This window comes from Aliiglaciecola lipolytica (assembly GCF_018860635.1).
In the GTDB taxonomy this organism is placed as follows: Bacteria; Pseudomonadota; Gammaproteobacteria; order Enterobacterales; family Alteromonadaceae; genus Aliiglaciecola; species Aliiglaciecola lipolytica_A.
The window spans coordinates 1-19,592 of record NZ_JAHKPT010000008.1; the positions used below are offsets into that span (position 1 = coordinate 1).

A 19,592-nucleotide genomic window follows, 5' to 3' on the forward strand; every position below is an offset into this window, starting at 1 on the left:
CTAACGTTTCAAATAAGCGGCGCAGGCTTGCTGGCTAAACTTGGCGAAGAATGAGCCCCAGCCAGCGAGTTTGCGTCCGGCGACGAAGGAGCGTACTTGATTTGCTTTGTTAGACGGCGCAATAAACATGCTGTAAACATCCTTTGTCTGTTGAATAACACTATTACCTTATACAACCACCAGATAATAACCTGTGTCCTTTCCTTATTTAAAGATAGCCTGAAACAACTAAACAGTTCAAACAACCTTTACTGCCAAATGGTTTATTGTTTTAAAAACCACCTAGAAGAAAAAAGAAATGATGTTGGTATTTCACGCGATTTCAAAACAACTATGCACCTTTAACTAGCGCCTTCTAACGTCCCAAGCAGCGGAAAACGCGAACGTTTTGGCGCAGCCAGTGAGTGGTTTTCCAATGACTTGGTTTGTTATATGTCACGTTTTGTTCGCTTTAATCTATTTGATAAAAATACCGCTAAAACGACAAAAACAATACCAAGGCCGTAAAATAAAAAATTAGAGTTAAATCCATCCTCAGCAGCTACTTTCATGTACACGACCTCGCCGTCAATATGTTCTGAAAACATTGAGACTGGCAATACTCCTCGGATAAAATAGAAATACCCTTCAATAAAGAGTAATACTCCAATAATTAACAACGCTCTGACTTTAGACATTATTGAAAGTTGCTCCTAGTGACACATAACTTCCAAAACAGCGGAAAGCGAGAGCGTATTTGGGCGAAGCCCAGCGAGTGCTTTTCCGGTGCTTTTGTTTGTTATGAGGTGACAATATGACAACCCCAAAAAGTTTATACATTTAATAACACCCTATTTGTTTTTTAAAAACAACCGGAATGTTGATTTCAATGATTTTGAAAGATGACACGCCGCTTGTTTAACAAAATGTAGCCGCAAGCTGTACCACACGATTTAAACAACAACATAAGTTAATAAAGTAACAAAATTAAGAGTGATGTATACGTTGAATAACTTAAAAAATATTAAACAACTACATTTTAAAAACGAACGAATTACGGTAGCTAAACATCAATAAAAATAACCAGTTGAGAGCAGGTTTAGACTGCCACAACATTAATTCTCTTTAACCTCATAACGTTCGAAACAGCGGAAAACGCGAGCGCATTTGGGCGAAGCCCAGCGAGTGATTTTCCGGTGCTTTTGTTTGTTATGAGGTGTCGACAACATACTTACCTTAAAAAGTTTATGGATGTAATAAACCCTATTTGCCTTTTAAAAACAACTGCAATGTTTATAGGCGTAATTTTGAAATAATACACGCCGCTTATTTAACAAAATGTGGCCGCAAGCTGTACCACACGTTCTAAACACCAAGCATTGATATTAAAGCGATTAAACTTGCCGTAACGGTAGTTTTGTTTAACCTAAAAATTGCAATTGGCTTTGTTGAATAAAGAAAGAATTGCACAGCCTAAACAACAAAAAAACTAACCCGTCCGTTATCAGTTTAGACGACTACAAAATTTAAGTCTTTTACCTCATAACGTCCAAAGCAACGGAAATGCGAGCGCTTTTGGCGCAGCCAGCGAGTATTTTCCGATGCCTTTGCTTGTTATTGCGCAACCCTTTGGACTAACGCGGCTATGCCGCCACCAACTGTTTGCACAACAACACGATTAAAATTATTACCCTAAGACTAAACCAACCTAGAACAAAACAACAACTGCTTTTTGACTGTTACATTGAACTGATGTTGATAAAAGTGACGTGACCGGTGAGAAGAGCGACAAGTGGTCATCGACCTAGAACGATTGCTAAAAGGTGAGCTGGCTTGGTCGAAGAGGGATGTTGAAAAGCTACTTTGAATTGACCTAAAATAGAGAGGGAAAAAGCGCTATAACACCCGCATAACGGGCAAAAATACGTAGGCTACAATACCAAGTGAAGCGCAGGGAGCCTACGTGTTTTTGTCCCAAGGAGCGCCAGCGACTGAGTTGATGCGTTTGTTAGAGTTCAGAGCTTGATAAGAGCGATCATGTCTTCGCCATCCTCGTCCATACCAACCTCTTTGAAACCAAAGCTAGAATAAAAGTCTTTAGCTACTGGGTTTTTTGGGTTGTAACAAATCTCGATTTCTTTGATTGCTGGAATCGCCGCAATTGCTTCTAACGCTATCTTTAAAGCTTCCCTTCCAATGCCCTTTTTCTGATGATTTTGGTCTATCATGAAGCGCCAGATTGAAACTCTTGAAGGTGTTTCTAAGACCCACATAAAAAAGCCAACAGGCTGACCGTTTTCATAAATAGCTTTGCAAGTATGCCCTGAGTTGTAATGAGCCTCTACAAGCGACCACATATTGCAGGCGACATATTCCTCTTGTTCTTTGGTGACATCCAAATCACAAACAGCTTCATAGTTTGACTTGTTTATTTCTTCCAATGAAATTTTCATGTTTCTCCTGAACTCTAACTTCCAAAACAGCGGAAAGCGAGAGCGTATTTGGGCGAAGCCCAGCGAGTGCTTTTCCGGTGCTTTTGTTTGTTATGAGGTGACAATATGACAACCCCAAAAAGTTTATACATTTAATAACACCCTATTTGTTTTTTAAAAACAACCGGAATGTTGATTTCAATGATTTTGAAAGATGACACGCCGATTATTTAACAAAATGTAGCCGCAAGCTGTACCACACGATTTAAACAACAATATAAGTTAATAAAGTAACAAAATTAAGAGTGATGTATACGTTGAATAACTTAAAAAATAATAAACAACTACATTTTAAAAACGAACGAATTACGGTAGCTAAACATCAATAAAAATAACCAGTAGAGAGCAGGTTTAGACTGCCACAACATTAATTCTCTTTAACCTCATAACAATATTCTTAGTTAGAAAAAATCCCGATTATCACACGGAATAAATCCTTGTTTTCACGTTGTTCTTTTTTAACATAATTTGCAAGTGCCTGTACAGGTTAAAAATATGCTCTTTAGGGTAGGGGTTCTCTTGTAAAAGTACAGTTTTTTGCCACTTTCTTGCTGTTATGCGGAAGAGTTGTCTATTCTGGTTGTTTATACAGTGCTTTTACAAGGAACGTAAAGGATATGAAATCACCATTTTTGGAAATGCTTAAAGATGAAATGTATCAGCGCCATTATGCAAAACGAACTATTCAAACCTACTTAACTTGGATAGGGAGTTACATTATTTTTCATAAAAAGCGTCATCCTGCGCAGTTACATAATGTGGAGGTAGAGCAGTTTTTATCCCATTTGGTATTGGAATTAGACGTTGCCGTATCGACCCAAAAAATTGCGTTGAATGCATTGTCTTTTTTGTATGAGGAAATTATTGAGAAACCTTTGTCGTTGAAGCTGAAATATGTGCGTAGCACTCGACAGCAGAAACTACCTGTTGTGCTAACGCAGCCTGAAATACGTAGTTTACTTAATTGTATCAATGCCAATTATAAATTGCCTGCTTCGCTTTTATATGGCAGTGGGTTGCGGCTCATGGAATGTATTCGTTTACGGGTTAAAGATATTGATTTTGACTATAAATCTGTGCGCATTTGGAACAGTAAAGGCGGTAAACATAGGGTAGTGACCCTTGCTGACAGTTTATTATCTGATCTACACAAACAAATCATTTCGGTGGAGCAGTATTTGGACGCTGATAATGCTAATCCTGATTTTTCAGGGGTGTGGTTACCCAATAGACTACGAGTGAAGTTTAAGTCTGCAAGTAGAGAACTGGGTTGGCAGTATCTGTTTCCGTCAAAAAGGTTATCTATCGATCCGGAAACTAAAAGATTACGGCGTCATCATATCGATGAGACAGGCCTACAAAAAGCAATACGGACGGCAAGTAATACTGCGCAGATAACTAAGCATGTAACTCCCCACACCCTACGTCATACCTTCGCAACTCATCTGCTGCAATCAGGGGCCGATATTCGTACGGTTCAAGATCAACTGGGCCATGCTGATCTTCGCACCACGCAAATATATACACATATTTTGCAACGAGGTGGAAACTCTGTCATTAGCCCGTTATCTAATCTATTTTGAAAGGTATTTTTCTAACTGTTTTGTCTCTACAAACTTAAAGATATCTCGCCAGCTTAGAATACCCACCGGTTGAAAATTTACATTTATAACGGGGATACAAGAAACTCGATGTGAATTAAACATTTGAATGGCTTTGAAAAGTCCGCTGGTGGGGGGTAGGGTGACTAAGTCTCGACTCATTATTTGGTGCACCCGCTTGTTTAAACTAGCTACATCTTTTAGCGATTCAACAGCTGTATCAATATTCGGGCTAATTGCTTTTAAGTAATCTCTATCGGAGAGAATGCCCACTAGCTTGGTATTCTCAACAACAAGCAAATGATGAAAGCGGTGATTTTCAAATAATCTTTTTACCTCAGATAAGGTGCTGTCCATTTGTACACAAACTATATCTGTGGTCATGATAGTTTTGATTTTCATATCAAAGAACAACGTCCTTACGCTGATTTATATGGATTAACTATAAACCAGAATTCACTTTTGAAACCAGAACTAATTGCTATTGAATTGCATCTCAAATTACCTGATTTTTTAGTATAAAAAACCCAGCCAGATGCTGGGTTTTGTCTAATGTTACAACAGGTACTTTTTATTTAGTTTTTCTTCTACCAAACAGAAGTAGTCCTGCGCTTAACAACAGCAATGCACTTGGTTCAGGTACCTCTGTAGCCACTTCCCATTTTACCGCAAAGAAATCTGTATCAGCTAAGCTTCCAGTTGGCCCAGTGGACAGTGATGCGTCACCGTCAAACGTGGTACCAGAAAAACCATCAGGGAAAAAGGCTATTGCTGTCACGCCGTTGTCTGCTAGGTTCCCAGAACCATTAATTATGACAGGAGTAGGACCGGTTGAATCAAAAATGGTGCTAGCTGTTAATGCCACGTCTGCCAATGAAAATAACTCGCCAAACACATCTAAGCTCAGATCAGTGACAATGGAATTGGAAAGAATTTGACCACTAGTTCCACTAAACAAACTGTCATCGAATTCTACAAAACCAGACACCCCAGCTACACCAGTTGCGTTAAATTTGATTAAAGCTGCATTTGCAAGGTTAGTGACCGTGAACAAGAAAATAGCCAGAGAAAATAGTTTTAGTTTTTTCATAAATATTCCAAAGTTGTTTAGCGTAATAGTACGCTGATCAAACGTCACTGTACAAATAATAAGCATATATTACACCATGATTAAAATAGCTATATTTCAGTTATTTAGAAAAGACCAGAAATGTAACTGTAAAAATAGTTGACGGATTGAAGGTGTTTTTGGGGAAATTTCAGATAGTGTAATGATGTTAAAGGTTACAGGATCATCATTGTAAGTTCGATTCGCTGCCTACTAACATGTACAAGCAATAAAAAAACCCAGCACTTGGCTGGGTTTTTATGGATAACTAAATTCTGGTTATTTACGCAGTTTTTGTATCAAACGTATTTGCGCTATAGCTTCTGCTAATTGAGCAGCTGCTTCAGCGTAATCGAAGTCAGCTCCAGCGTTTGCGATATGTTCTTCAGCTGAACGTTTTGCTTCTAAAGCAGATTGTTCATCTAAGTCTTCTGCGCGAACAGCTGTATCAGCCAAAACAGTAACAGTGCCAGGTTGAACTTCTAACAATCCACCAGCAATGTAGATGACTTCTTCTTCACCAAACTGTTTAACCAAACGAACCATGCCAGGATTTAACGCGGTAATTAAAGGCGCGTGACCAGGATGTATTCCTAGCTCACCTTCACTACCGGTAATCTGAATAGTTTCTACCAGACCAGAAAAAATCTTGTCTTCGGCGCTTACCACATCCAGATGTACTGTCATTGCCATGGGACCTCCTAATTAGGTTTAAGAAAAAACTAAGGAAAAAGACGCAATAATTGCGTCTTATTTGCCTTTGGCTTTTTCAGCGGCTTCGTCAATTGAGCCAACCATATAGAAAGCTTGCTCTGGTAAGTGATCATACTCACCTGCAAGAATCCCTTTAAAGCCACTGATAGTATCTTTTAGCGATACATATTTACCAGGAGAACCGGTAAATACTTCAGCAACGAAGAATGGCTGTGACAAGAAACGCTGGATCTTACGAGCACGAGATACAGATAGTTTGTCTTCTTCAGACAATTCATCCATACCTAGAATCGCAATGATATCTTTTAGTTCTTTATAACGCTGAAGAACCGACTGAACGCCACGTGCTGTGTCGTAGTGCTCTTGACCAATAACTTGAGGGTCAAGCTGACGAGACGTAGAATCTAGTGGATCAACCGCTGGGTAAATACCCAAAGATGCGATGTCACGAGACAATACAACTGTTGCATCTAAGTGAGCAAAGGTTGTTGCTGGGCTAGGGTCAGTCAAATCATCCGCAGGTACGTATACCGCTTGGATTGAAGTGATTGAACCAGTCTTAGTTGATGCGATACGCTCTTGTAGTACACCCATTTCTTCAGCCAATGTAGGCTGATAACCTACTGCTGACGGCATACGACCTAGTAGTGCAGATACTTCTGTACCAGCTAGGGTATAACGATAGATGTTATCTACGAAGAACAATACATCACGGCCTTCGTCACGGAATTTCTCAGCCATTGTCAAACCAGTTAACGCAACGCGCAAACGGTTTCCAGGAGGCTCATTCATTTGACCGTAAACCAATGATACTTTGTCTAGTACGTTAGATTCGTTCATTTCGTGATAGAAATCGTTACCTTCACGAGTACGCTCACCAACACCGGCGAATACTGAGTATCCACTGTGCTCGATTGCGATGTTACGAATCAATTCCATCATGTTTACTGTTTTACCAACACCAGCACCACCAAACAAACCAACTTTACCACCTTTCGCGAATGGGCAAACCAAGTCGATTACTTTGATACCAGTTTCTAGTAGTTCAACAGAACTAGATTGTTCTTCGTAGCTAGGCGCTGCACGGTGAATAGACATACGCTCTTCTTCACCAATTGGGCCCGCTTCGTCGATAGGGTTACCTAGTACGTCCATGATACGGCCCAATGTTTTGGTACCAACTGGAACTGTAATAGGTGCACCTGTGTTTTCTACAGCTAACCCACGGCTCAAGCCGTCAGTGGTTCCTAGTGCGATACTACGTACTACTCCGCCACCAAGTTGCTGTTGCACTTCTAAGGTTAATCCCTTCAAGTTACCTTCGGTAACAATCAGTGCGTCATAGATAGTTGGAACGGCATCTTGTGGAAATTCAATATCCACAACCGCACCAATGATTTGGACGACCTTACCTTGACTCATGTTTAGTCCTCATTAATTTTTAAACCTTTGCCTACACCGCTGCCGCGCCGCTAACTATTTCACTAATTTCTTGAGTGATAGCTGCTTGACGTGCTTTGTTGTATACCAATTGCAAATCATCGATTAGATCGCCGGCATTATCAGTAGCGGCTTTCATCGCTACCATTCGCGCGGCTTGCTCTGACGCAGAGTTCTCTACTACGCCTTGGTACACCTGAGATTCGATATAACGGACCATTAACTTTTCCAAAATTGGTTTTGGATCTGGTTCGTATATGTAGTCCCAACGATGCTTTAATTCTTCTTCATCAGACTTAGGCAAAGGTAACAATTGATCGATTCTGGGTTCTTGTGTCATGGTATTTACAAAGTCGTTATAGACCAAAAACAGACGGTCTATTTCTCCTTCGTTGTACGCAGTTAACATAACGCGCACTAAACCAATGATATCTTGAACACTTGGCGAATCACCTATGCCAGATTCAGCAGCAAGTACCTTGCCTCCGAATCGGCCGAAAAAACCACATGCTTTTGCGCCCAATGCAGCGAAGCTTACTTCAACGTCTTGGTCTTGCCATTTTTTGACGTCGATGCTTACTTTTTTGAACTCATTTGAGTTCAAACCACCACACAAACCACGGTCAGTTGAAATCACAATATAACCAACACGTTTCACCTCGCGCTCATCCAAATAAGGATGGCGATATTCAAGGTTACCGTGGGCCACGTGACCAATCACTTTTCGCATGCTTTCGGCATATGGACGGCTGGATTCCATACGGTCTTGCGCCTTTTTCATTTTAGACGCGGCAACCATTTCCATAGCACTGGTGATCTTTTGAGTATTTTTGATACTCCCGATCTTACCTTTTATCTCTTTACCGCTGGCCATGACTTATCTCCGATTTCTCAACGTTAGGGTAGCGGTTAAGCTACCCAATTGATTACCAAGTTTGTGTCGCTTTGAATTTTTCCAAAGCTTCAGTCAACTGGGCTTCAATGTCACCGTTGTAATTGCCGGTGTCGTTAAGTGTTTTCATAAGCTCAGCATATTCAGCGTTCATGAATGAATGTAGTGATGCTTCAAAATCCAACACTTTATTCAATTCAATGCCTTTCAAAAAGCCTTTTTCTACTGCAAACAAAGACACACCCATGTCACCCACTGCAAGTGGTGCATATTGGTTCTGCTTCATTAATTCAGTAACGCGCTCACCGTGCTCAAGTTGTTCACGAGTTGCTTCATCAAGGTCAGATGCGAATTGCGAGAAAGCAGCCAATTCACGGTACTGAGCCAAAGCTAGACGAATACCGCCACCTAGTTTCTTGATGATTTTAGTTTGCGCTGCACCACCTACACGAGATACCGAAATACCGGCGTTAACAGCTGGGCGAATACCCGCGTTAAACAAATCAGATTCTAAGAAAATCTGACCATCAGTAATTGATATTACGTTAGTTGGTACGAATGCTGATACGTCACCTGCCTGAGTTTCAATGATTGGCAATGCAGTCAATGAACCAGTTTGGCCTTTTACTTCACCATTAGTGAATTTTTCTACATAAACTTCGTTTACACGAGCAGCACGCTCAAGAAGACGAGAGTGAAGATAGAAAACATCACCAGGATAAGCTTCACGACCTGGAGGACGACGAAGTAGCAATGAAATTTGACGATAGGCTACAGCTTGCTTAGACAAATCATCGTATACGATTAGTGCGTCTTCACCGCGGTCACGGAAAAACTCACCCATTGTACAACCAGAGTATGGTGCTAAGTATTGAAGTGCTGCAGACTCAGACGCAGAAGCGGCAACTACAATGGTATGATCCATTGCGCCGTGCTCTTCAAGTTTACGTACTACGTTAGCAATAGTTGAAGCCTTTTGGCCAACCGCTACGTATACACAACTTACGCCTGTACCTTTTTGGTTGATGATGGCGTCGATTGCCAAAGCAGTTTTACCTGTTTGACGGTCACCGATAACCAATTCACGTTGTCCACGACCTACTGGGATCATGGCATCAACCGACTTATAACCTGTTTGGATTGGTTGGTCTACTGATTGACGTTCGATTACGCCAGGTGCAATTTTCTCTACAGGTTCGAAACCTTCAGCATCAATTGCGCCTTTACCATCAATAGGCTCACCCAAAGTGTTAACTACGCGACCTAGAAGGGCACGGCCAACAGGAACTTCCAAAATACGACCTGTAGATTGGACTTTCATACCTTCACGTAGATCCGCATAAGGACCCATTACTACCGCACCTACAGAATCTCGTTCAAGGTTCAATGCGATAGCATAACGATTACCAGGAAGCTCAATCATTTCACCTTGCATTACATCGGCAAGGCCATGGACACGAATGATACCGTCAGTAACACCAACAATAGTACCTTCGTTACGAGCTTCACTTTTTACATCAAACTGTTCAATTCGTTTTTTGATCAGTTCTGCAATTTCAGTGGAATTCAGTTGCATGCTCTATTTCCCCGCTATGATTGTAAAACGTCTGATAGACGGTGTAGTTTTGATCTAACCGAACCATCAATTACTGTGTCACCGGCTTTTATAATGACTCCGGCAACAATGGCAGCATCGACGTTACAATTCAGCTTAACTTTTCGTGCAAGACGTGTCTCAAGAGACGCGCTGATTTCAGATAGTTGTTTTTCACTTAATTCAACAGCAGAGGTAACCTCTACATCAATTTCTTTATCGAATTCAGCTTTGTATTGATTAAACAACAATGCAATATCAGGTAGCGCTTTTAAGCGTCCATTCTCAGCCAAAACACCAATTAGGTTCTGACCAGCTTCGTCGAGTTGTTCACCGCATACACTGTTAAACAATTCAGCCAATTTTTCAGCAGCCATAGCACTCGTTAAGATGTCTTCCATCTGCTCGTTATCTGCTACTTCGCCTGCAAACATCAGCATATCTTGCCAGTGTGTTACAGCTTGCTTCTCAACCGCATAGTCGAAAGCTGCTTTAGCATAAGGGCGAGCAACAGTTGTCAATTCAGACATAGCTCATGTGCCCCTTATAGCTCTGCGACAAGTTTTTCAACTATGTCACTTTGTGCAGCGGCGTCGATTTCTCTCGCCAAGATTTTCTCAGCGCCAGCAACAGCTAATACTGCAACTTGCTTACGAAGATCTTCTTTCACACGGTTACGCTCTGCTTCAATTTCGGTATGTCCCTGAGCGATAATTTTTTCACGCTCGGAATGGCCTTTCTGCGTTTCTTCATCAACAATCTGATTTGCACGCTTTTTGGCTTGTTCGATAATTTCAGCTGCTTGTGATTTCGCTTCTTTTAATTGCTCAGTCGCTTTTTGTTGCGCCAGTTCAAGGTCTTTTTCACCTCGTTCTGAAGCCGCTAAGCCATCAGCAATTTTTTGTTGGCGGTCTTCAATAGCGCCCATAATAGGGGGCCATACATACTTCATGCAGAACCACACGAAGAATATAAATGCTATTAATTCGCCAAATAGAGTGAAATTGATATTCAAGTCCGCTCCTCCTAAGTTCGTTGATTACAATTGTTGTGCTTAAACAGCAAACTTCGCGCTTTCAACAAACAACAAGAATAGTGCGATAGCCACACCAATCATCGCGATAGCATCGATAAGACCCGCTACGATGAACATTTTTACTTGTAGAGTAGGTGCTAGCTCTGGTTGACGAGCAGCAGACTCAAGAAATTTACCACCCAAGATACCAAAGCCAATAGCAGGCCCTAGTGCGCACAGACCAATCAAAATACCAACAGCGATATATAGATTACCCAAGATTTCCATAGATTTTCACCTTTGTGTTTTAAGTTAAAGTTTAAAAAAAAATTATAATGTTAGAAATTAGTGTTCTTCACTTGCCAGACTCAAATATACGATGGTTAACATCATGAATATGAACGCTTGCAACGGAATGACCAACAAGTGGAAAGCAGCCCATATGAAGTGCAACGGCAATTGCCATAGCCCCATAGTGCCCGCAATCAGAATAAATATCAGCTCACCTGCGTAGAGGTTACCGAACAAACGCAATGATAAAGACAAGGGTTTGGCCAGTAACGATACTAATTCAAGTATAAAGTTGAACCAGTACAACCACGGCGTGTTAAACGGATGAGCATACAGCTCCTTCATAAAGCCGCCGAATCCTTTGATTTTGATGGAATAAAATATCATCAAAACAAACACGCCTATCGATAATGCGAAGGTCATGTTTACGTCTGTGGTAGGCACCACTTTCATATATGTATGTGATTGGCCAGCAGCGATAACGTCCATAGACTCGCCAGCAATTAGAGCTGCCAATGTAGGTAAGAAGTCTACCGGGATCAAATCCATCAAGTTCATTAGCAGTACCCACACAAAGATCGTGAGTGCTAATGGCGCTATAAGAGGACTTTTACCGTGATAGGTACTTTTGACTGTATCAGCAACAAATTCAACAATAATTTCAACCAGTGCCTGCCACTTACCAGGAACACCAACTGTTGCTTTTTTTGCTGCTGCACGAAAACTTAAAATAAACACTAATCCAAGAACCACAGACCATGCGAGCGTGTCGACATGAAGAGTCATAAACCCTTCTCCGACAGTTGCATTGGTCAAATGGTGCTGAATATAACCGCTAATGGTTTGTTCGCCACCCGATCCTGCCATTTTTCCATCCAAATTGTATAAAGTTAAAGATACTGGTATTTCATCTCGTTATTTACCTTTAAGAGGTAGCTTTAACGCGATGTAAAAAACTAATTATTGGCCATTGGGCCATCATCGTTATCAGATAAGTGACTAATAACGGTAAAAACTCTACCTCTGACCATTTGAATGCTAGGGAGAATAAAATTATGGTCAAAAAGAATTTAACTTTACTGCCTTTGCTAAAACTCCGTACTACCAATTTATTTTGAGTGGCACCGGCATATCTAAACGCATAGTAAGCAAAAACAAAAGCTGGAATTAAACAGGTAATACCACCGTACAAAGCTGAAATTCCGCTGTTTTGGCCCTTAAAAATCGCAAAAAAAATAGAACATACAATGGCGATAATACTTTGAAAAAACAGTACTTTTCTAGCCAACTGTCGACCTTCGGTAGTTAAGCTAGTAGCCAATTTATCCCTCTGCGCGTTTAAACCTCAACAAAAAGCGCCAAAAGTATACTGTTTTATCGCAAATATTCAACCATTAAGCGCGTTTTGTTGTGTAATTTGTATTAATACATACTTAAGAACAAAATTAGCCGCTGGGAAGTAGATTTTACCCAGCTTTTTCGCATTTCATATAACACTTTGGTAGGAAAACTAAGGCACTTTATATACTGCCAGGGTTGCATTTTATGTTCGTGTTTTTTTAATTACCGTGGAAAAATACCAAAAGGGCAAATACACGTTTTTGCAACACTATAGATGGGTGCTTTAGCCCCGTAAAAATCATCATATTCAAAATGGGATAAATCCCATCCTACAATCTTTCGCTATTCAATCTGTAGATGGGTGCTTTAGCCCCGCAAAAATAATCATATTCAAATGGGATAAATCCCATCCTACAATCTTTCGCTATTCAATCTGTAGGCGGGTGCTTTAGCCCCGCAAAAATAATCATATTCAAAATGGGATGAATCCCATCCTAAAATCTTTCGCTGTTCAATCTGTAGGCGGGTGCGTTAGCCCCGCACATGCCATCAAACCAAAGGTTTACTTTATGTGACTTAAAATTCCGTCCAATTCATCCAAGCTTGAGAAATTAATTGTGACTTTTCCTTTGCCTCGCGCATTATGTGCAATGCTGACGGGCGCACCTAAATTTTCTGATAATTGATTTTGTAGGCGCTGAACATCGGGATCGACTTTTTGCTCAACCTTTTCTTTTGGTGGCTCAAGAAATTTACGTACTAAGGTTTCGGTATCACGAACGGTTAACCCTTTGCCCGACACGGTTTGTGCCGCTTCGGTCTGCATCTCACCTTGTAAAGCAAGTAAAGCACGGGCATGGCCCATTTCAATATCACCATGCTCTAATAATAATTTCACATCTTCATTCAAATTATTCAGACGTAATAGGTTGGTTACTGTAGTTCTAGATTTTCCAACAGCTTCAGCCACTTCTTGATGGGTCAATTCGAATTCAGTCATTAGTCGGTCTAATGCTTGAGCTTCTTCCATCGCATTTAAGTCTTCGCGTTGTATATTTTCTATCAACGCTATAGCAACCGCCGCTTCATCAGGCACGTTTTTAATAATACAAGGAACAACATCAAGCTTAGCTAGTTGGGATGCTCGCCAACGACGTTCACCGGCAATAATTTCAAATTTATCGTCGCCAATTTTGCGAACAACAATGGGTTGAATAATACCTTGAGAACGAATTGACGAAGCCAAATCATCTAATGCTTCAGGAGACATATCTTTACGAGGTTGATATTTTCCAGCTTGTAAGAACTCAATAGGAAGTTTTTGCAACTCGCTGCTGCGTTCAGAAATATCTGATTCTTGTTTAGCACTACTGGTGGCCAATAGTGCGTCCAATCCTCTGCCTAATCCTCTTTTTTTCGTCGACATGTCAACTATTAACCTTTTTTCTTAACTAGCTTCTTTTAGAATCTTATTACGACGACGCAATATTTCACCGGCCAAAGCCAAATAGGCTTTGGCTCCCGTAGAAGATTTATCGTAATACATTGCTGGCGCTCCAAAACTGGGTGCTTCAGCCAATCTTACATTGCGGGGAATAACGGTGCGGTAAACTTGCTCGCCAAAATGTCGTTTAAGTTGTTCTGACACATCATTGGCCAGACGATTTCGAGGATCATACATAGTTCGAAGCACACCCTCAATTTTTAAATCTGGATTTACCACAGATGCTAACTTTTTAATCGTATCCATTAGCGCGGTTAACCCTTCCAATGCGTAATATTCACATTGCATAGGTACCAGCACAGAATCGGCGGCCGCCATGGCATTTACGGTTAATTGACTCAAAGAGGGTGGGCAATCAATAAAAATATAATCGTAGTAGTCACGCACAGGAGCTAACGCATTGCGTAGGCGAAGTTCTCTGGCAAAGACTTCCATCAGTTTTATTTCTGCCGCTGTCACGTCACTGTTACCGGCAATTAAATCGTATTTACCTGATGTTTCTGTGATGATCACTTCAGTTGCAGGCTTATCTTCAATCAACAGCTCATAACAAGTAGAGTCAACTTCATATTTGTCGACACCACTTCCCATGGTCGCATTGCCTTGTGGATCTAAATCGATCAATAGCACTTTTCGTTTAGTAGCCGCCATTGACGCTGCAACATTAACTGCTGTAGTCGTTTTTCCAACACCACCTTTCTGATTTGCTATTGCTATGACCTTAGCCAACTTTCCCGTCCGTTTTTCTTTAAATTTAGGTATTGAATAAAGTAGTAGGCACTAACTAACTTTTCTGATTTTAATCAGATGACGTTCGCCTTCGAGTACTGGAATATCTAATTTAATAGATTCTAACACTTCAAAACCCTCAGGTAGAAGCGCTATTTCTTGTTCAGGATATTGACCTTTTAACGCAAGAAATTCACCTTGTGAATCTACCAGATGTTGGCACCAGTGCAACATATCTTTTATCGACGCAAATGCGCGACTCAATACGCCATCTATTTGTGTGTCACTAGAATACTGCTCTACACGAGATTGAACCGGCTCAATATTTTTCAAACCTAATTCAAATGCCGCTTGTTTCATAAAGCGAACACGTTTACCTAAACTATCTAATAAAACAAAATGTTTATCAGGATGCATGATCGATAAAGGAATTCCGGGAAGGCCAGGTCCTGTACCAACATCGATATAGTGATTTCGATTTAAATGGGGCGCTACTACAATCGAATCGACAATGTGTTTGATCAACATCTGCTGTGGATCGCGCACCGAGGTCAAATTGTAGGCTTTGTTCCACTTATTCATCAGCAACACAAAATCAATAAGCTTTTCGCGCTGTTGTGTACTGATTTCCAGTGGCAATGGTTTTACTGCTCGCTCAAAAGCCAGCAGTAAACTTTCTTTAAGTTCGCCCATTATGCGCTTTGCAAGTTGGTGTTATTGTCTTTACGCAACAAGCCCTGCTTTTTCAAATGTACTAATAACAATGATATAGCTGCCGGTGTAATACCGGATATGCGCGTAGCTTTACCAATAGTTTCAGGCCGAGTCTCAGTTAGCTTAGCCACAACTTCATTGGATAAACCAGAAATGGTACTGTAATCGAAATCCATTGGAAGCAAGGTGTTTTCATGACGCAAACTCTTAGCAATTTCATCTTTTTGGCGTTCAATATAACCAGCATATTTAATCTGAATTTCAACCTGTTCAGCCGCTTGAGCATTGTCTAATGCAGGACCAAGACCTTCAATTTTCATCAATTTTTGATAGGTCATTTCAGGACGACGAATTAAATCTTCTAACGAATGTTCACGACTAACCGGATTTTTCAATAATGGATTCAAGGTTTCAGCAGCTGGATGTTTTGGATGAATCCAAGTGCTTTTAAGACGTTGTTTCTCTAATTCAATAGCTTCCATTTTTTGATTAAACGCAGCCCAACGAACATCATCAACTAATCCGACTTCACGGCCTTTTGCAGTCAAACGAACATCGGCATTGTCTTCTCTTAACAACAATCTATATTCGGCACGACTAGTAAACATTCGGTAAGGTTCTTTGGTGCCCATGGTAGCAAGATCATCAATAAGCACGCCGGCATAAGCTTCATCCCGACGTAAAATCAATGGCTCTTTCTCTTGAACCTGTAAGGCTGCATTGGCCCCGGCAAGTAATCCTTGCGCTCCGGCTTCTTCATAACCAGTGGTACCATTGATTTGACCCGCAAAAAACAGACCCTGTATAAATTTAGTTTCTAAAGATTGTTTTAAATCTCTAGGATCGAAGAAATCATATTCGATGGCATAACCAGGGCGAATGATATGCGCGTTTTCAAATCCTTTAATTGATCGAACCAGATCAAACTGCACATCAAATGGTAAACTAGTAGAGATCCCATTTGGATAGATCTCAATACTATTTAAGCCCTCAGGCTCAACAAAAATTTGATGGGAATTTTTATCTGCAAAGCGATTTATCTTATCTTCAATTGAAGGACAATATCTTGGACCTATACCTTCGATCACACCGGTATACATGGGCGAACGATCTAAACCACCACGAATAATTTCGTGGGTTTTTTCGTTGGTATGGGTGATATAACAGGAAATTTGTTGTGGGTGATCTTCTACTTTTCCCATAAAAGATACGACGGGTAACGGTGTATCTCCAGGTTGTTCTTGCATCGCATCATAATTCAAAGTGCGAGAATCTAGACGTGCCGGAGTGCCTGTTTTTAAACGATCAACTCTAAATGGTAAAGCTCGCAAACGTTCTGCCAATGCGATCGAAGGGGGATCGCCAGCTCTCCCACCTTTGTAATTTTGCATTCCAATGTGGATTGTTCCACCTAAAAATGTGCCTACCGTTAAAACCACGGTTTTAGCTTTAAATTTCAAGCCCATTTGCGTAACAACACCAGTTACACGATCATTTTCAACGATCAGATCATCACAAGATTGTTGGAAAATAGTCAGATTTTCTTGATGCTCAATGATCGATCGTATTGCAAGTCGATATAACGATCGATCTGCTTGAGCACGAGTTGCTCTAACCGCAGGTCCTTTGCTGGAATTTAGCGTACGAAATTGTATTCCAGCTTTGTCTGTTGCTAGTGCCATAGCACCACCAAGGGCATCGATCTCTTTGACTAAGTGACCTTTGCCGATCCCACCAATGGCTGGATTACATGACATTTGACCTAGGGTTTCGATATTGTGGGTTAGCAAGAGTGTTCTTACGCCCATACGCGCAGCAGCAAGCGCAGCTTCAGTGCCTGCGTGGCCTCCACCGACTACAATCACATCAAATTCTTGTTGATAAAACATAAACGCCTCGAATTTCGCGTACTCGCGTATGAACTTTAAACGGTGAAGATCTATTGATCGATCATCGTTTAAAAAAGGGCGCGTATTTTATACTTTTTTGATCTAAATGGAAATGCCTAAAATCCCTCCAAGGATAGAAATATTGTGGTTTGTGGATTTAATTATTTGTCGGATCTAAGCCGATCTCTTAGTCTGTAATCTTTATGATCTATTTATCTATTTAGTTTACTTTTATTATTATTAAGCAAGCAATGATCTGTTAGTAAGCCTTTTTTTATTAATTAAATCAGTTATTTATTTACGATCGGAAGTTGTGATCAAGAGTTGATCAAATGCGTATAAGATGTGGATAAACAGCGATCTTATCCACAAGCAAGATCTTCTATTTTTCTATCCAGTTGATAACCTCAGGATATACAAGGTTTATACATAAAGTTATGCACAGGGTAAAAAGGCTGATTTAAGCTAAAAAAAAGATCTTTTTTAATCTAGATCAGATCGGAATATTTAAAATATATTTAGTTTGATCTCATTTATTTCATGTTTTTATCTAACATTTGTTGTAAACAAATCCATAGATCCGATTCAGCGAGTAAACTTTTGGCCAATTTAGGGTGTGGAATATGGCTTATTTTCCATAGAATCTTCATCTTTTTATTGGGACTAAAGCCCCTGTTACAGGTTGCGGTTATTTTGGATTTGTAGCATGGGATTTATCCCATGGAATATTTTATCTAAGTTTTCAGGGACTAAAGTCCCTGCTACAGGATGAGGTAATTTGGGATTCGTAGCATGGGATTTATCCATGGAATCTTTTATCTATTTTTTCAGGGACTAAAGCCGCTATTACAGTTGAGGTAGTTTGGGGTTTGTAGCATGGGATTTATCCCATGCAATCTTTTATCTATATTTTCAGGGACTAAAGCCGCTGCTACAAGTTTGAAAGTGGTACAACTATTCGAAAATATTATTTATGTGCATACATAGTGACAATTTGTCTATTGGATAACTAATAGCCGATACTGATTTTAACATTTGAATAACAAAACCAGTAATTATGCCTAAAATACCTCGCGATAAATTAGCTGACTATAGCCATGCTATGGCTAAGACCCGAAGAGAATTTGTAAAACAGCATACCGGAAAATCCCTTGAAAATGTCGGTCACTTTTCTATTGAACCAGAAACATTGCCAGGAAATATTGAACATTTTTTAGGTGTTGCACAAGTTCCGATTGGCTTGGCGGGTCCACTGTTGGTGGATGGCATTGACGCAAAAGGTGAATTTTACGTACCTATGGCGACCACCGAAGGTACCTTAGTGGCCAGTTACAATCGTGGGATGAGATTGACCAATGAAGCTGGTGGCATTAAAACCACGGTAATAGATGATGCGATGCAACGAGCACCGTTGTTTTCATTTCGCGATGCAAGAGCAGCCCTCGCGTTTGGCAAATGGGTCAGTGACAATTTCCCTTTAATTAAAGCTAAAGCAGAAGAAACCACCTCAGTAGGCAAATTAACTGATATTGAGCAATACGCGGTTTCGAAAATGCGCTGGTTGCGATTCAATTATACTTGTGGCGACGCGGCTGGCCAGAACATGGTGAGTAAAGCTACACGCCATGCATGTCAGTGGATTTTGGAACAAAACATTGATGGTATTGAACATTTTGCGTTGTCGGCGAATTTAGATACGGATAAAAAGCATTCTTTTGTTAATTCATTACACACACGAGGTAAGCGGGTAGTGGCTGAGGCGGTTATTCCAGCAGGATTAATGAAGTCATTGATGCATTGCACTCCTGAAGAGTTATATAAACAGCGACAATTTTCAAATATGGGCGCGTTTATGGCCGGCAGTGTGAGTAACGGAGCGCATTTTGCCAATGGGGTAACTGCGCTATTTATTGCGTGTGGACAAGATGTTGCAAATGTTGCCGAATCATCAGCGGGTTATACTTTTAGCGAAATTACCCCTGAGGGAAATTATTATTTTTCAGTCACTATACCTTCGTTAGTTGTGGCTACTTATGGTGGCGGGACCGGCTTAGCCTCACAACGTGAATGTTTAGAAATGTTGGATTGTTATGGTAAAGGTGGAGTTAACAAATTTGCCGAAATAGTCGCTGCAACTGTGTTGTGTGGCGAGTTATCCCTTGGCGCCGCTGTCGTGGCCGACGAATGGGTGTCTAGTCATGATCAATATGGTCGTAATCGCCCATAATATCTGAATAGTCATGGATTCTTCTATCCATGAACACAGGGACTAAAGCCTGAGGGATCCCC

19 protein-coding genes are annotated in these 19,592 nt (G+C 40.6%); 2 read left to right on the top strand and 17 right to left on the bottom strand.

Going from position 1 to position 19,592, the window contains the following annotated elements; all coding sequences use genetic code 11:
• Positions 1-428: 428 nt before the first annotated feature.
• Complete coding sequence (locus KO530_RS03665; RefSeq protein ID WP_216047047.1) at positions 429-677, bottom strand: hypothetical protein; 249 nt, start codon at positions 675-677, stop codon at positions 429-431.
• A 1,317-nt stretch (positions 678-1,994) separates the two neighbouring features.
• Entirely contained in the window at positions 1,995-2,432 is a 438-nt protein-coding gene (locus KO530_RS03670) for a GNAT family N-acetyltransferase (protein ID WP_216047048.1), read from the bottom strand.
• A gap of 656 nt (positions 2,433-3,088) precedes the next feature.
• On the opposite strand from KO530_RS03670, the gene KO530_RS03675 reads away from it, so the two are divergent.
• Positions 3,089-4,054, top strand: coding sequence for an integron integrase (locus KO530_RS03675; RefSeq protein ID WP_216047049.1), 966 nt, complete (start codon positions 3,089-3,091; stop codon positions 4,052-4,054).
• Here KO530_RS03675 and KO530_RS03680 read toward each other — a convergent pair.
• The 15 genes from KO530_RS03680 to mnmG all read right to left on the bottom strand — a co-directional run bounded on the left by KO530_RS03680 (position 4,046) and on the right by mnmG (position 17,303).
• On the bottom strand, positions 4,046-4,474 hold the full coding sequence (locus KO530_RS03680; protein WP_216047050.1) for a CBS domain-containing protein: 429 nt from the start codon (positions 4,472-4,474) through the stop codon (positions 4,046-4,048). The two genes, KO530_RS03675 and KO530_RS03680, sit on opposite strands and share 9 nt — an antisense overlap.
• A gap of 169 nt (positions 4,475-4,643) precedes the next feature.
• On the bottom strand, positions 4,644-5,162 hold the full coding sequence (locus KO530_RS03685) for a PEP-CTERM sorting domain-containing protein (RefSeq protein ID WP_216047051.1): 519 nt from the start codon (positions 5,160-5,162) through the stop codon (positions 4,644-4,646).
• Positions 5,163-5,459: 297 nt separating this feature from the next.
• Positions 5,460-5,873: a F0F1 ATP synthase subunit epsilon gene (locus tag KO530_RS03690; protein WP_216047052.1), complete on the bottom strand. Its 414-nt coding sequence runs from the start codon at positions 5,871-5,873 to the stop codon at positions 5,460-5,462.
• A gap of 57 nt (positions 5,874-5,930) precedes the next feature.
• Positions 5,931-7,316 (bottom strand): F0F1 ATP synthase subunit beta, encoded by a 1,386-nt coding sequence (atpD, locus tag KO530_RS03695; RefSeq protein ID WP_216047053.1) that lies wholly within the window; start codon positions 7,314-7,316, stop codon positions 5,931-5,933.
• A gap of 31 nt (positions 7,317-7,347) precedes the next feature.
• Positions 7,348-8,208 carry a F0F1 ATP synthase subunit gamma gene (atpG, locus tag KO530_RS03700; protein WP_216047054.1) on the bottom strand — a complete coding sequence of 287 codons (861 nt, stop codon included), beginning with the start codon at positions 8,206-8,208 and terminating at the stop codon, positions 7,348-7,350.
• Between the two features lie 52 nt (positions 8,209-8,260).
• Complete coding sequence (gene atpA, locus KO530_RS03705; RefSeq protein WP_216047055.1) at positions 8,261-9,802, bottom strand: F0F1 ATP synthase subunit alpha; 1,542 nt, start codon at positions 9,800-9,802, stop codon at positions 8,261-8,263.
• 14 nt (positions 9,803-9,816) lie between these two features.
• Complete coding sequence (atpH, locus tag KO530_RS03710) at positions 9,817-10,350, bottom strand: F0F1 ATP synthase subunit delta (protein WP_216047056.1); 534 nt, start codon at positions 10,348-10,350, stop codon at positions 9,817-9,819.
• Positions 10,351-10,364: 14 nt separating this feature from the next.
• Positions 10,365-10,835 (bottom strand): F0F1 ATP synthase subunit B, encoded by a 471-nt coding sequence (gene atpF, locus KO530_RS03715; protein ID WP_216047057.1) that lies wholly within the window; start codon positions 10,833-10,835, stop codon positions 10,365-10,367.
• A gap of 39 nt (positions 10,836-10,874) precedes the next feature.
• A complete protein-coding gene (gene atpE / locus KO530_RS03720) occupies positions 10,875-11,123 on the bottom strand; it encodes a F0F1 ATP synthase subunit C (protein WP_008842484.1) in 249 nt (82 codons plus the stop codon).
• 57 nt (positions 11,124-11,180) lie between these two features.
• Positions 11,181-11,993, bottom strand: coding sequence for a F0F1 ATP synthase subunit A (gene atpB / locus KO530_RS03725; protein WP_216047058.1), 813 nt, complete (start codon positions 11,991-11,993; stop codon positions 11,181-11,183).
• A gap of 58 nt (positions 11,994-12,051) precedes the next feature.
• A complete protein-coding gene (locus tag KO530_RS03730; RefSeq protein ID WP_216047059.1) occupies positions 12,052-12,447 on the bottom strand; it encodes an ATP synthase subunit I in 396 nt (131 codons plus the stop codon).
• 582 nt (positions 12,448-13,029) lie between these two features.
• Positions 13,030-13,893 (bottom strand): ParB/RepB/Spo0J family partition protein, encoded by an 864-nt coding sequence (locus KO530_RS03735; RefSeq protein WP_216047060.1) that lies wholly within the window; start codon positions 13,891-13,893, stop codon positions 13,030-13,032.
• Between the two features lie 21 nt (positions 13,894-13,914).
• Positions 13,915-14,700, bottom strand: a complete 786-nt coding sequence (locus KO530_RS03740; RefSeq protein WP_216047061.1) for a ParA family protein — start codon at positions 14,698-14,700, stop codon at positions 13,915-13,917.
• Between the two features lie 51 nt (positions 14,701-14,751).
• Positions 14,752-15,393 (bottom strand): 16S rRNA (guanine(527)-N(7))-methyltransferase RsmG, encoded by a 642-nt coding sequence (gene rsmG, locus KO530_RS03745; protein ID WP_216047062.1) that lies wholly within the window; start codon positions 15,391-15,393, stop codon positions 14,752-14,754.
• Positions 15,393-17,303 carry a tRNA uridine-5-carboxymethylaminomethyl(34) synthesis enzyme MnmG gene (gene mnmG, locus KO530_RS03750; protein WP_216047063.1) on the bottom strand — a complete coding sequence of 637 codons (1,911 nt, stop codon included), beginning with the start codon at positions 17,301-17,303 and terminating at the stop codon, positions 15,393-15,395. Before mnmG ends, rsmG begins: the two co-directional genes overlap by 1 nt.
• Positions 17,304-18,360: 1,057 nt before the next feature.
• On the opposite strand from mnmG, the gene KO530_RS03755 reads away from it, so the two are divergent.
• The gene (locus KO530_RS03755; protein WP_216047064.1) at positions 18,361-19,530 is read left to right on the top strand and encodes a hydroxymethylglutaryl-CoA reductase; all 1,170 of its coding nucleotides are present in this window, start codon (positions 18,361-18,363) and stop codon (positions 19,528-19,530) included.
• Positions 19,531-19,592 lie beyond the last annotated feature (62 nt).